We start from the raw sequence: 13,926 nt of genomic DNA, 5'->3' as shown, positions 1-13,926 counted from the left end.
CCCGGAACCCGGGGCGCCGCTTCCGGCACCAAGGCGCCCGTCCCAGTTCACCTTCCGTTCACCCAGGTTCCCTACGTTCATCCAGCCAACGACTTCGAACGATTGCCTGGGTAAATGGAAAGCTTCTCGCTGATCCTCGCGATAGTGGTGATAACCGCACTCGCGTTCGATTTCACGAACGGTTTCCACGACACCGCCAACGCGATGGCCACCACCATCTCGACCGGTGCTCTCAAGCCCAAGGTCGCGGTGGCCATGTCCGCCGTGCTCAACCTGGTGGGCGCTTTCCTCTCGGTGGAGGTCGCCAACACGATCTCCAAGGGGCTCGTCGACGAGACCGGCATCCGCCCCGAGGTCATCTTCGCGGCCCTGACCGGCGCGATCCTCTGGAACCTGCTGACCTGGCTGGTGGGCCTGCCCTCCAGCTCCTCGCACGCCCTGATGGGCGGCCTCGTCGGTGCCACCGTCGCCTCGGCCGGCTTCGGCGCCGTCCACGGCGACGTGCTGGTCACCAAGGTGCTGCTCCCGGCGGTGGCGGCGCCGATCGTGGCGGGCCTCGCCACGATGGCCGCCACCCGCCTCTCCTACGGCATCGGCCGGGACGGCGACAGTGCCGCCGCGACCCGCAAGGGCTACCGCGCCGGCCAGATCGCCTCGGCCGGCCTGGTCTCCCTGGCGCACGGCACCAACGACGCGCAGAAGACCATGGGCATCATCACGCTCGCGCTCATCGCTGGCGGCGCCCTCTCCCCCGGTTCCAACCCTCCCACCTGGGTGATCCTCTCCGCCGGTCTGGCCATCGCGCTCGGCACCTACATCGGCGGCTGGCGCATCATCCGCACCATGGGCAAGGGCCTGACCGACCTGGAGCCCCGTCAGGGCTTCGCCGCGCAGACCAGCGCCGCGACCGCGATCCTGGCCTCCTCCCACCTCGGCTTCTCCCTCTCCACCACCCATGTCGTCTCCGGCTCGGTGATGGGCGCGGGCCTGGGCCGCAAGGGCGGGGTGGTCCGCTGGTCCACCGCGAGCCGGATGTTCGTCGCCTGGGCGCTGACCCTGCCGGCCGCCGCGCTGGTCGGCGCGGGCGCCGAGGCCGTGACCGGCCTGGGCGACTGGGGCACCGGGCTCGTCGCGGTCTTCCTGATCGGCTCCAGCTTCGCCATCTGGAAGATCTCCCGCCGCGAGGTCATCGACCACACGCACGTCGCCGAGGAGTACACCGAGCCGGCCGGCGTGGTGACCACCGCGATGGCCATGGTCACCCCGCCCCCCGTGGGCATCGTCGCGGACGACCCGGCGGCCGGCATCCCGGCCGCCGGCGCCGAGTCCGCGCCCACTCCCGCCACCACCGCGCCGTCGGCCCGGGTCTGACCACCCGGCAACTGGAGGAACATCCCCATGAAGATCGACTGGGCGGCCCTCGGCTCCGTCTTCGGCGTCAGCCTCGTGGTCACGGTGGCCCTGGTGGGCCTGTTCACCCTGGGCATCAGCGGGCTGGCCCGCCGCGAGCGCGCGGTGGCGGCCGGCGGCTCCGCCCCGCTCGCGGTGACCGGCGCCTACGCCTGCTTCGCCGCCTGCGCGGCGGCGGTGGCCTACGGCTTCTACCTGATCGTCGCCTAGGGCCTCTGGTTCGGATCACGCCGGGCTCACGGGGTCCGCTCCCTCACCCGGCCTGATCCGGAGGAGAGACGCCACAGCACCCGTTTCCGGAGGGGCCCCCGCACGGCATCTGCCGCGCGGGGGCCCCTGTGCTGTTCCCATCGGTGCCCGTGTGGGGCTCCACACACTCTTCTCCCGCAGGTCACAGGCAGGTTGACGGCCCTTCCGGGCACGTGGTGGACTTCGCGGGCCATGTACGGCGACAGCAGAGGAAGCCGGTGTGAATCCGGCGCGGTCCCGCCACTGTCACCGGGGAGAAGTCCCCGGGAGCCAGGAACTCTCGTCGCCGGTCTCGTCGAACCAGGGCGTGGACACCCTGAGTGAGGACTACCGTGATGCCCGGCCGCCGCCCGAGAACCCGCTCAAGGAACACCGGCAAGCCCACGGCGAGTTAGCCGATGGGCGCCGATCGCTCGTACGCGTACGGTGCCGCCGCAGGCCTCCTCGGTGATCTCCTCCTGGGCGATCCCCCGCACATGCACCCCGTCGCCGCCTTCGGGCGGGCCGCCGGGCGGCTGGAGCGCGCGCTGTGGCACGACCACCGCGGCTGGGGCGCGCTGCACACCCTGGTGTGCGCGGGAGGCGCCACCGCGCTCGGCGTGGTGGCGGCACACGCCGTACGCTCCTCCTTCACCGCGTCCGCCGCGCTGACGGCCACCGCCACCTGGGCCGTCGTCGGCGGCACTTCGCTCGCCCGTGAGGCGGGCGCCGTCGGCAGCGCCCTGGAGCGCGGCGACCTGGCGGCCGCGCGTGCCCGGCTGCCGCACCTGTGCGGCCGGGACCCCCAGGCGCTGGACGCCGACGCGGTCGCGCGCGCCGTGGTGGAGTCCGTCGCGGAGAACACCTCCGACGCGGTGGTGGGCGCCCTGGTGTGGGGTGCGGTGGCCGGGGTGCCGGGTCTGCTGGGCTTCCGGGCCGTGAACACGCTGGACGCGATGGTCGGGCACAAGTCGCCCCGGCTGCGCCGCTTCGGCTGGGCCTCCGCCCGGCTGGACGACGTGGCCGGCTGGCCCGGCGCCCGGCTCACCGCCGTACTCGCCGTGCTCGCCGGGGACGACCCGCGCGGGGCGGTACGGGCCTGGCGCTCGGACGCGCACCGGCATCCGAGCCCCAACGCGGGCCCGGTGGAGGCCTCGTTCGCGGGCGCGCTCGGCGTCCGGCTGGGCGGCACCCTCTCCTACGGCGGCCGGACCGAGCACCGGCCCGTGCTCAACGGCACCGGGCGGCCGGTCGGGGTCGCCGACATCGGGCGGGCCGTACGGCTCTCCCGCCGGGTCGGTCTGCTCGCGCTCGGCGTCACCGTCGCCGGGCGCCTCATCGGAAGGGGGCGGGGCAGGTGAGCGGTGGTCTGCTGGTGGCGGGGACGACGTCCGACGCGGGAAAGAGCGTCGTGACGGCCGGGATCTGCCGGTGGCTGGTCCGGCAGGGCGTCAAGGTGGCGCCGTTCAAGGGGCAGAACATGTCCCTCAACTCGTTCGTTACCCGTGAGGGCGCGGAGATCGGGCGGGCGCAGGCCATGCAGGCACAGGCGTGCCGCGTGGAGCCGACCGCGCTGATGAACCCGGTGCTGCTCAAGCCCGGCGGCGAGCGCAGCAGCCAGGTGGTGCTGCTGGGCAGGCCGGTGGGCGAGCTGAGCGCGCGCGGCTACCACGGCGGGCGTCAGCAGGCCCTGCTGGGCACGGTGCTGGAGTGCCTCGAGGAGCTGCGGGGCACGTACGACGCGGTGATCTGTGAGGGCGCGGGTTCGCCCGCCGAGATCAACCTGCGGCGCACCGACATCGTCAACATGGGCGTCGCGCGGGGCGCCGGGCTGCCCGTCCTCGTGGTCGGCGACATCGACCGGGGCGGCGTCTTCGCCTCCTTCTTCGGCACCGTGGCCCTGCTCTCCCCCGAGGACCAGGCACTGGTGGCCGGGTTCCTGGTGAACAAGTTCCGGGGCGACGTGACGCTGCTGGAGCCGGGCCTGGGCATGCTGCGCGACCTCACCGGACGGCACACCTACGGGGTGCTGCCGTTCCGGCACGGGCTCGGCATCGACGAGGAGGACGGGCTCAGGGTGTCCCTGCGCGGGACCGTACGGGAGTCGGCCCTCGCTCCCCCGCACGGGGAGGACGTGCTGCGGGTCGCCGTGTGCGCCGTCCCGCTGATGTCCAACTTCACCGACGTGGACGCCCTCGCCGCCGAACCCGGCGTGGTGGTCCGCTTCGTGGACCGGCCGGAGGAACTGGCCGACGCCGACCTCGTGGTGGTGCCGGGAACGCGCGGGACCGTACGGGCGCTTCAGTGGCTGCGCGAGCGGGGTCTCGCGGACGCGCTCGCGCGCCGGGCCGCCGAGGGGCGTCCGGTACTCGGGATCTGCGGCGGCTTCCAGGTGCTCGGCGAGCACATCGAGGACGACGTCGAGTCGCGCGCCGGAAGCGTGCCGGGGCTCGGCCTGCTCCCCGCGCGGGTGCGCTTCCACCCGGAGAAGACCCTCGCCCGGCCCGTCGGGGAGGCCCTCGGGGAGCCCGTCGAGGGGTACGAGATCCATCACGGGGTCGCCGAGGTGCTGGGCGGGACACCCTTCCTGGACGGCTGCCGCACCGGTCAGGTCTGGGGCACCCACTGGCACGGCTCGCTGGAGTCGGACGGCTTCCGGCGCGCCTTCCTGCGCGAGGTCGCGGCCGCCGCCGGGCGCCGCTTCGTCCCGGCTCCCGACACGTCCTTCGCCGCGCTGCGCGAGGAGCAGCTCGACCTGCTCGGCGACCTGATCGAACACCACGCGGACACGGACGCGCTCTGGCGGCTCATCGAGTCGGGCGCGCCCGCAGGACTGCCCTTCATTCCACCGGGAGCGCCCGCATGAGCACAGTGTTGCTGCTGTCCACCGCCGACACGGACCTGCTGGCCGCCCGCGCCAGCGGCGCCGACTACCGCATCGGCAATCCGTCCCGCGTCGACGCGGGAGCCGACCTGCCCGCCCTGCTCGACGGCGCGGACCTCGCGGTCGTCCGCCTGCTGGGCGGCAAGCGGGCCTGGGAGGACGGGCTCGCCGCGCTGAAGGCGTCCGGGGTGCCGACGGTGCTGCTGGGCGGCGAGAGCGTGCCGGACGCCGAGCTGATGGCCGAGTCCACCGTCCCGGCCGGGGTCGTCGCGGAGGCGCTGCGCTATCTGGTCGAGGGCGGTCCGGCGAATCTGCTGGAGCTGTCCCGGTTCCTCTCCGACACCGTCCTGCTGACCGGCGAGGGCTTCGAAGAGCCGCACCGCATGCCGGATTTCGGACTGCACGGCGCCTACGAGCAGCGATCCGGCCGGCCCACCGTGGGCGTGCTCTTCTACCGGGCCCACGAACTCAGCGGCAACACCGCCTTCGTGGACACCCTCTGCGCGGCCGTCGAGGAGCGCGGCGCCAACGCCCTGCCCGTGTACTGCGGTTCGCTGCGGGACGCGGACGCCGGTCTGTACGAGCTGCTGGGCCGGGCCGACGCCCTGGTCGCCACCGTGCTCGCGGCCGGCGGGGCGCACGCCTCGGCCGCCTCGGCGGGCGGGGACGAGGAGGCCTGGGACGTCGGTGCCCTCGCGGACCTGAACGTGCCGGTGCTGCAGGGGCTCTGCCTCACCTCCACGCGGGCCGCCTGGGACGCCTCGGACGCGGCCCTGTCCCCCATGGACGCCGCGATGCAGGTCGCCATCCCGGAGTTCGACGGCCGCCTGATCACCGTGCCCTTCTCCTTCAAGGAGCCCGGCCCCGACGAGGTCCCGGTCTACGTGGCCGACCCCGAGCGCGCGGCACGGGTCGCCGGAATCGCCGTAAGGCACGCGGCACTTCGGCACAAGCCGAACGAGCGGAAGCGGATCGCGCTGGTCTTCACCGCCTACCCGACCAAGCACTCCCGCGTCGGCAACGCCGTCGGCCTGGACACCCCCGCCTCCGCGGTCCGGGTCCTGGACGCGCTGCGCGACGCCGGCTACGGGGTGGGCGAACACCCCGCCGAGGGCGACGAGTTGATTCACCGGCTGATCGCGGCCGGTGGCCACGACGTGGAGTGGCTGACCGAGGAGCAGCTCGCCGCCGCGCCCGCCCGGGTGCCGCTCGCGGACTACCGTGCCTGGTTCGGCACCCTCGATCCGGGGCTGCGCGACGCCATGCTGGAGGCGTGGGGCGAGCCGCCGGGCAGCCTGTACGTGGACGGCGACGACATCGTGCTCGCCTCCCTGCGGTTCGGGAACGTCGTCGTGATGATCCAGCCGCCGCGCGGCTTCGGCGAGAACCCCATCGCCATCTACCACGACCCCGACATGCCTCCCTCGCACCACTATCTGGCCGCCTACCGCTGGCTGGAGAACAGTTTCGGCGCGGACGCGGTCGTGCACATGGGCAAGCACGGCACCATGGAGTGGCTGCCGGGCAAGGGCCTGGGCCTCTCGCGCGGCTGCGCCCCGGACGCCGTCCTCGGGGAGCTCCCGCTGGTCTACCCGTTCATCGTCAACGACCCCGGTGAGGGCACCCAGGCCAAGCGGCGCGGGCACGCCACGGTGGTCGACCACCTGGTGCCGCCGATGGCCCGCGCGGACACCTACGGCGACCTCGCCAAGCTGGAACAGCTGCTGGACGAGTACGCGCTCGTCTCCGACCTCGACCCGGCCAAGGCGCCGGCCGTGCGGGCCCAGATCTGGACGCTGGTCAAGGCCGCCGAGCTGCACCACGACCTGCATGTGGACGAGCAGCCGGAGGACGACGACTTCGACTCGTTCGTCATGCACATCGACGGCTACCTCTGCGAGATCAAGGACGTGCAGATCCGCGACGGACTGCACGTCCTGGGCGCCGGCCCCGAGGGCGAGCCCCGCGTCAACCTCGTCCTCGCCGTGCTGCGCGCCTCGCAGGTGTGGGGCGGCCGGGCGAACGCCCTGCCCGGCTTGCGGGCCGCGCTCGCGGAGCACTTCGGGCTGGTGGAGAAGGAGCTGCTGGCCGAGCCGGGCGCGCCGGTGAAGGTGCCGGTGGAGCTGACCGACCTGGCCGGGGGCCCGGCGCGCACCGGCGCCGACGCGGTCGACCTGCTGGAGCAGCTGTGCCGCGGCATCGCCGAGGGCATGGAGGCGCGGGGCTGGGACCGGACCGCCGTACCGGCGGTGCTGGAGGAGGTGCTCGGCTTCGGAACGGCGGACGCCACGGCCGTGCTGGAGTTCGCCTGCACGGAGGTCGTGCCCCGGCTCGCCCGGACCACCGACGAGATCGGGCACATCCTGCGCGCGCTGGAGGGCGGTTACGTCCCGGCGGGGCCCTCCGGGTCGCCCACCCGGGGCCTGGTCAACGTGCTGCCGACCGGCCGCAACTTCTACTCCGTCGACCCCAAGGCGATTCCGTCCCGGCTCAGCTGGGAGGTCGGGCAGTCGCTCGCGGACTCGCTGGTGCAGCGGTACCTCGCCGACACCGGGGAGTACCCCGAGTCGGTGGGCCTCACCGTGTGGGGCACCTCCGCCATGCGCACCCAGGGCGACGACATCGCGGAGATCCTCGCGCTGCTGGGCTGCCGCCCGGTGTGGGACGACGCCTCGCGCCGGGTCACCGGCTTCGAGATCGTGCCGCTCACCGAGCTGGGGCGCCCGCGCATCGACGTCACCGTCCGCATCTCCGGCTTCTTCCGGGACGCGTTCCCGCACGTGGTGGGCCTGATCGACGACGCGGTGCGCGCGGTGGCCGAGCTTGAGGAGCCCGCCGAGTCCAACTACGTCCGCGCCCACGTCGAGGAGGACACCGCCGGGCACGGTGACCGCCGCCGCGCCACGGCCCGCGTCTTCGGCTCCAAGCCGGGCGCGTACGGCGCGGGCCTGCTCCCCCTGATCGACGCCCGCAACTGGCGCTCCGACGCGGACCTCGCCGAGGTGTACGCCGTGTGGGGCGGCTACGCCTACGGGCGCGGACTGGACGGGCGTGCGGCGCGGGGCGACATGGAGGCGGCGTTCAAGCGGATCGCGGTGGCGGCGAAGAACGTCGACACCAGGGAGCATGACATCGCGGACGCCGACGACTACTTCCAGTACCACGGAGGCATGGTGGCGATGGTCCGCCACCTGACCGGCGCCAACCCTGAGGCGTACGTGGGCGACTCGGCCGTGCCCGACCAGGTGCGGACACGGACACTGGGCGAAGAGACCCACCGGGTGTTCCGGGCGAGGGTGGTCAATCCCCGCTGGATGAGCGCGATGAGAAGGCACGGCTACAAGGGCGCCTTCGAGATGGCGGCGACCGTGGACTACCTCTTCGGCTACGACGCGACGGCCGGCGTGGTGGACGACTGGATGTACGAGAAGCTCGCCGGCGAGTACGTCTTCGAGCCGGAGAACCGGGAGTTCATGAAGCGCTCGAATCCCTGGGCCTTGCGGGGCGTGACGGAGCGCCTGCTGGAAGCGGCGGATCGAGGGCTGTGGGCCGAGCCGGACCAGGAGACCCTGGACCGGCTCCGCGCGACCTATCTCGAACTCGAGGGAGATCTGGAGGGAGACGCGTGATCCCCCGGGAAACCCCCGCAGCTGCGGGGACCGGTCGACCAGCTCGTGTTCTCGCGTGTCCACGTCCGGACCACCCCCGCGTCTGCGGGGAGCGCAGCAGCGGACTCGCAGCCGCGACGGCGCACGGCGCCCCATCAGCACATCAGTCCCTAGAAGGAGTGATCGCAGCGTGACCACCCCGTTTCCGTTCACCGCTGTCGTCGGCCAGGACGACCTGCGGCTCGCGCTGCTGCTGAACGCGGTCTCGCCGGCTGTCGGCGGCGTCCTCGTGCGCGGCGAGAAGGGCACCGCCAAGAGCACCGCCGTCCGCGCGCTGGCGGCGCTGCTGCCCGAGGTCGAGGTGGTCGCCGGATGCCGGTTCTCCTGTGACCCCGCCTCCCCGGACCCGACCTGCCCGGACGGGCCGCACACGGCGGAGGCGGCCGAGGCGCGGGACGCGCGGATGGTCGAGCTGCCGGTCGGCGCCTCCGAGGACCGGCTCGTCGGCGCGCTCGACATCGAGCGGGCGCTCGCGGAGGGGGTCAAGGCGTTCGAGCCGGGACTGCTGGCCGCCGCCAACCGCGGCATCCTCTACGTCGACGAAGTGAACCTGCTGCACGACCACTTGGTGGACGTGCTGCTGGACGCGGCCGCGATGGGGGCCTCGTACGTCGAGCGCGAGGGTGTCTCCGTACGGCATGCCGCGCGGTTCCTGCTCGTCGGGACGATGAACCCCGAGGAGGGTGAACTGCGGCCGCAGTTGCTCGACCGGTTCGGGCTCACGGTCGAGGTCGCGGCCTCGCGGGAGCCGGACCGGCGGGTGGAGGTCGTGCGGCGCAGGCTGGCGTACGACGACGACCCGGCCGCCTTCGCGGCGCGCTGGGCGGACGAGGAGAGGGCGGTGCGGCAACGCATCGTCGCGGCGCGGGAGTTGCTGCCTCAGGTGCGGCTCGGTGACGGGTCGCTGAGGCAGATCGCGGCGACCTGTGCGGCCTTCGAGGTGGACGGCATGCGGGCCGACATCGTGATGGCGCGTACCGCGACCGCGCTGGCCGCGTGGGACGGGCGCAGCGAGGTGCTCGCCGAGGACGTGCGGCGGGCCGCGCTGCTGGCGCTGCCGCACCGGCGGCGGCGCAACCCCTTCGACGCTCCGGGCCTGGACGAGGACAAGCTCGACCGGACGCTGGAGGAGTCGGCCGGGGACGACGACGACCCCGGTCCGGAAGGTCCGGGTGGTGGCGGCCGGCCGTCGCCGGAGGAGGGCCCGCGGGGCGCGGACGCGGGGGCCGAGCCCGAGGCCGGGGAGGACGGCGAGCCGCAGCCGGCCGCAGACGGTGCGGGTGAGCGGGCGCCGGCGCGGTCGGCGGAGCCGTTCCGCACCAGGGCGCTGACGGTACCCGGTGTCGGGGCGGGTGCGGCCGGGCGGCGCTCGCGGGCGCGGACCGAGCGCGGGCGGACCACCGGTGCGCTGCGGCCGCGCGGTGCGCTGACCAAGCTGCACCTGGCGGCCACCGTACGGGCGGCGGCGCCGCATCAGCGGGCGCGGGGCCGTTCGGGGCCGGGGCTGGTGCTGCGCCGGGACGATCTGCGGCAGGCGGCGCGGGAGGGGCGCGAGGGGAACCTCGTGCTGTTCGTGGTGGACGCCTCCGGTTCGATGGCCGCGCGGCAGCGGATGAGCGCGGTGAAGGGTGCCGTGCTGTCGCTGCTGCTGGACGCCTACCAGCGGCGGGACAAGGTCGGTCTGGTGACCTTCCGCGGCACGGCCGCCGAGCTGGCGCTCCCCCCGACCTCGTCGGTGGACGCGGCGGCGGCCCGGCTGGAGTCGCTGCCGACGGGCGGCCGTACGCCGCTGGCGGCGGGGCTGCTGAAGGCGCACGGCGTGCTGCGGGTGGAGCGGCTGCGGGACCCGTCGCGGCGGCCACTTCTGGTGGTGGTGACGGACGGCCGGGCGACCGGTGGTCCGGAGCCGGTGGCGCTGGCCGGGCGCGCGGCACGGCTGTTCGGCGCGGAGTCGGTGGCCTCGGTGGTCGTGGACTGCGAGTCGGGGCCGGTGCGGCTGGGGCTCGCGGAACGGCTCGCGAAGGAGCTGGGGGGTGAGGCGGTGACGCCGGCGGAGCTGCGGGCGGACGCGATCGCCGGGCTGGTCAGGGATGTGCGGGGGACGACTTCGGGGAGGGCCGCCTAGTGCCGCAGGGACAGCCGAGTGTGGTGCCGGACGACGGGCTGACGACGCGGCAGCGGCGCAACCGTCCGCTGGTGGTCGTGCACACCGGGATCGGGAAGGGCAAGTCGACGGCCGCCTTCGGGCTGGCGTTGCGGGCCTGGAACCAGGGGTGGCCGATCGGGGTGTTCCAGTTCGTCAAGTCGGCGAAGTGGAAGGTGGGCGAGGAGAACGCGCTGCGCGTGCTGGGTGCCTCCGGCGAGGGCGGCACCGTCGCCTGGCACAAGATGGGCGAGGGGTGGTCCTGGGTGCAGCGCGACGCCCAGCTAGACAACGAGGAGAAGGCGCGGGAGGGGTGGGAGCAGGTCAAGCGGGACCTGGCCGCCGAGACCTACCGGCTGTACGTGCTGGACGAGTTCGCCTACCCGATGCACTGGGGATGGGTGGACACACAGGAGGTCGTGTCGGTGCTGCGGTCCCGGCCGGGGAACCAGCACGTGGTGATCACCGGGCGCAACGCGCCGGCCCCTCTGGTGGAGTCGGCCGACCTGGTGACCGACATGTCCAAGGTGAAGCACCCCATGGACGCCGGGCAGAAGGGCCAGAGGGGCATCGAGTGGTGATGTCCGTTCCCCGGCTGGTCGTCGCCGCGCCCTCGTCGGGGTGCGGGAAGACCACCGTCGCCACGGGCCTGATGGCCGCGTTCACCGCGCGGGGGCTCGCCGTGTCCGCGCACAAGGTCGGGCCGGACTACATCGACCCCGGCTATCACGCGCTCGCCACCGGCCGGGTGGGGCGCAATCTCGACGCCTACCTGTGTGGGCCGGAGCTGGTCGCTCCGCTGTTCGGCCACGGGGCCCGGGGGTGTGATCTCGCCGTCGTCGAGGGCGTGATGGGGCTGTACGACGGGGCCGCGGGGCAGGGGGAGCTGGCGTCCACGGCGCAGGTCGCCAAGTCGCTGCGGGCGCCGGTGGTGCTGGTCGTGGACGCGTCGTCGCAGTCCCGGTCCGTGGCGGCGCTGGTGCACGGGTTCGCGTCCTGGGACACCGGGGTGCGGATCGAGGGCGTGATCCTCAACAAGGTGGGGTCCTTGCGGCACGAGGCCCTGCTGCGGGAGGCGCTGGAGGAGGCGGGGATGCCGGTGCTGGGCGCGCTGCCGCGGGTCTCGCGGGTGGAAGCGCCGTCCAGGCATCTGGGGCTGGTGCCCGTGGCCGAGCGGGGCGCCGCCGCCGTGTCCGCGGTCGCCGCGATGGCCGCGCAGGTGTCCGCCGGGTGCGACCTGGACGCGCTGATGGCTCTGGCGCGCGGTGCCGGTGCGCTGCCGGGCGCCAGGTGGTCCGCGTCCGAGGCCCTTTCCCCGCCGGCCCACGGCCGCCTGGCCGGGGCTGCGGAGCGGCGGTCCGGGGACGGCGACGCCGTGCGCCGGCGTCCCGTCGTCGCCGTCGCGGGCGGTCCCGCCTTCACCTTCTCCTACGCCGAGCACGCCGAGTTGCTCGACGCCGCCGGGGCCGAGGTGGTCACCTTCGACCCGCTGCGGGACGAGCGGTTGCCCGAGGGGACCGGGGGGCTCGTCATCGGCGGGGGTTTCCCCGAGGTCTACGCGAGTGAGCTGGGTGCCAACGAGTCGCTGCGCGGTCAGATCGCGGAGCTGGCCCGCTCCGGGGCGCCCGTGGCCGCCGAGTGCGCGGGTCTGCTCTACCTGTGCCGGGAGCTGGACGGAATCCCCATGTGCGGTGTGCTGGACGCGAGCGCGCGCATGAGCGAGCGGCTGACGCTCGGGTACCGGCAGGCGGTGGCCGTCGGGGACAGCGTCCTCGCGGTGGCCGGGACCCGGATGCGGGGGCACGAGTTTCACCGGACCGTGATCGAGCCCGGCGCCGGGGAGGCGCCCGCGTGGGGGATCGTCGCGCCCGCCCGGCGGGTGGAGGGGTTCGTCCGGCGGGGCGTGCACGCGAGTTATCTGCACACGCACTGGGCGTCGGAGCCCGGGGTGGCCCGGAGATTCACGGAGAGGTGCCGGACTTCATGAGCAGCAGGCTGGTCGGGGTCGGAGTGGGTCCCGGAGACCCGGATCTGGTGACGGTGAAGGGGGTCGCCGCCTTGCGGGCCGCCGACGTGGTGGTGGTACCGGTGATGGACACCCTGGAGCGGGGCCGGGCGGAGGCGACCGTGCTGCACCACGTGTCCGGGCAGAAGATCGTCCGGGTGGTGTTCGCGCTGAACGAGCGGACGGACCGCGCGCGCCGGGAGGCTGCGTGGGACGAGGCGGGCGCGCGGGTCGCGGAGCTGCTGCGGGAGCACTCCTACGTGGCGTTCGCGACCATCGGTGACCCCAACGTGTACTCCACCTTCACCTACCTCGCGCAGACGCTGAGGGGGCTGGTGCCGGAGCTGGTGGTGGAGACCGTGCCCGGCGTCACGGCCATGCAGGATCTGGCGGCCAGGTCGGGCGCGGTGCTGACCGAGGGCACCGAGCCGCTGACGCTGGTGCCGGTGACGGCGGGTACGGCGGCGCTGAAGGCGGCGCTGGCCGGTCCGGGGACGGTGGTGGCGTACAAGTTCGGGCGGCACGCGGCCGAGGTGGCCGAGGCGCTGCGGGAGGCCGGCCGGCTTCAGGACGCGGTGTGGGGCTCGGCGCTGGGGCTGCCGGAGGAGTCCGTGCGGCCCGCCGCCGAGCTGGACGGCGCCGCGCTGCCGTACCTGTCGACGCTCATAGCGCCGCCCCGGCGCGAGGGCGGCCGGGGCGGGAAGCTGTGAGGGGGTCAGCCGCCGGAGAGGCCGACCACCAGCCAGATGAAGGCCGCGCCCGCGACGGTGCACAGCACGGTGGAGCGGGCGGGGTGCTCGTGGTGGGCCTCGGGGAGGATCTCGGCGGCTGCGAGGTAGAGCAGCGCGCCGCCGAAGAGGCCGAGGTAGCCGCCGAGCAGCGGTTCCGGGATGTGCACGAACGTCGTGGACAGCGCGCCCAGCATGGGCGCGCAGGCGTCGGCGACCAGCATGGCGACGGCCCGGCGGCGGGCGTTGCCGTACAGGCTGGTGATGGTGAAGGTGTTGAAGCCGTCGGCGAAGTCGTGGGCGATCACGGCGAGGGCGACGGACAGCCCCATGCCGCTGCCGATCTGGAAGGCAGCGCCGATGGCGACGCCGTCCATGAAGCTGTGCCCGACCATCGCGGCGGCCGCCGTGAGGCCGACCTCGGGCGCCCGGTGGGTGTGCTCGCCGGCGCCGTGCGCGGCCTGCCGTCCGGCGAGGAGACGTTCCACCAGATGGGCCAGCAGGAATCCGGCGACGAACAGGACGAGCGCGGCGGGGACGCCGAACACCTTGTGACCGGCCGCCTCCAGCGCCTCGGGGAGCAGGTCGAGGCCGACCACGCCCAGCATGAGGCCGCCGGCCAGGCCCAGGACCAGGTGGCGACGGTCGGTCACGTGCTGTGCCGTCCAGCCGCCGGCCAGCGTCATCAGGAACGCGCCGAGCGCGACAAGGACCGCCATAGGCCCTTGCTATCCGATGCGGGGCCCTGTGCGCACATCCTGCGACCCACAAACCTCACCAAAGTCTGATTTTCACCCCAGTTTCACTGACTCCCGGACCACGACCACACGTCCGGGCTTCCCGTAGGAGAGGACCCTTCC

Annotated in this window: 10 protein-coding genes and 1 riboswitch; of the genes, 9 read left to right on the top strand and 1 reads right to left on the bottom strand. The window is 73.9% G+C overall.

The window, feature by feature from the left end; all coding sequences use genetic code 11:
- The first annotated feature begins 114 nt into the window (after window positions 1-114).
- The 9 genes from ACWCV3_RS18945 to cobI all read left to right on the top strand — a co-directional run bounded on the left by ACWCV3_RS18945 (window position 115) and on the right by cobI (window position 13,048).
- Complete coding sequence (locus tag ACWCV3_RS18945) at window positions 115-1,371, top strand: anion permease (RefSeq protein ID WP_451225079.1); 1,257 nt, start codon at window positions 115-117, stop codon at window positions 1,369-1,371.
- Window positions 1,372-1,398: 27 nt separating this feature from the next.
- Window positions 1,399-1,620, top strand: coding sequence for a hypothetical protein (locus ACWCV3_RS18940; RefSeq protein WP_451225076.1), 222 nt, complete (start codon window positions 1,399-1,401; stop codon window positions 1,618-1,620).
- A 199-nt stretch (window positions 1,621-1,819) separates the two neighbouring features.
- Window positions 1,820-1,958, top strand: a riboswitch (cobalamin riboswitch).
- A gap of 99 nt (window positions 1,959-2,057) precedes the next feature.
- Window positions 2,058-2,999 carry a cobalamin biosynthesis protein gene (locus tag ACWCV3_RS18935; RefSeq protein WP_451225073.1) on the top strand — a complete coding sequence of 314 codons (942 nt, stop codon included), beginning with the start codon at window positions 2,058-2,060 and terminating at the stop codon, window positions 2,997-2,999.
- On the top strand, window positions 2,996-4,504 hold the full coding sequence (locus tag ACWCV3_RS18930) for a cobyric acid synthase (RefSeq protein ID WP_451225070.1): 1,509 nt from the start codon (window positions 2,996-2,998) through the stop codon (window positions 4,502-4,504). The genes ACWCV3_RS18935 and ACWCV3_RS18930 overlap by 4 nt, the downstream gene beginning before the upstream one ends.
- Complete coding sequence (cobN, locus tag ACWCV3_RS18925; RefSeq protein ID WP_451225067.1) at window positions 4,501-8,151, top strand: cobaltochelatase subunit CobN; 3,651 nt, start codon at window positions 4,501-4,503, stop codon at window positions 8,149-8,151. Before ACWCV3_RS18930 ends, cobN begins: the two co-directional genes overlap by 4 nt.
- A gap of 169 nt (window positions 8,152-8,320) precedes the next feature.
- Window positions 8,321-10,315: a putative cobaltochelatase gene (locus tag ACWCV3_RS18920; protein ID WP_451225064.1), complete on the top strand. Its 1,995-nt coding sequence runs from the start codon at window positions 8,321-8,323 to the stop codon at window positions 10,313-10,315.
- Window positions 10,315-10,914 (top strand): cob(I)yrinic acid a,c-diamide adenosyltransferase, encoded by a 600-nt coding sequence (gene cobO / locus ACWCV3_RS18915; RefSeq protein WP_451225061.1) that lies wholly within the window; start codon window positions 10,315-10,317, stop codon window positions 10,912-10,914. The genes ACWCV3_RS18920 and cobO overlap by 1 nt, the downstream gene beginning before the upstream one ends.
- A complete protein-coding gene (locus ACWCV3_RS18910) occupies window positions 10,914-12,320 on the top strand; it encodes a cobyrinate a,c-diamide synthase (protein WP_451225058.1) in 1,407 nt (468 codons plus the stop codon). Before cobO ends, ACWCV3_RS18910 begins: the two co-directional genes overlap by 1 nt.
- Window positions 12,317-13,048 (top strand): precorrin-2 C(20)-methyltransferase, encoded by a 732-nt coding sequence (cobI, locus tag ACWCV3_RS18905; RefSeq protein WP_451225055.1) that lies wholly within the window; start codon window positions 12,317-12,319, stop codon window positions 13,046-13,048. Before ACWCV3_RS18910 ends, cobI begins: the two co-directional genes overlap by 4 nt.
- 5 nt (window positions 13,049-13,053) lie before the next feature.
- Here cobI and ACWCV3_RS18900 read toward each other — a convergent pair whose 3' ends face one another.
- Window positions 13,054-13,785 carry a ZIP family metal transporter gene (locus tag ACWCV3_RS18900; RefSeq protein ID WP_451225052.1) on the bottom strand — a complete coding sequence of 244 codons (732 nt, stop codon included), beginning with the start codon at window positions 13,783-13,785 and terminating at the stop codon, window positions 13,054-13,056.
- Between the last annotated feature and the right edge of the window lie 141 nt (window positions 13,786-13,926).

The sequence above is a fragment of the Streptomyces sp. NPDC001781 genome (assembly GCF_053596035.1).
Note: the sequence above shows the minus strand (reverse complement) of the source record. Positions and strands in the feature narration are given on the sequence as shown.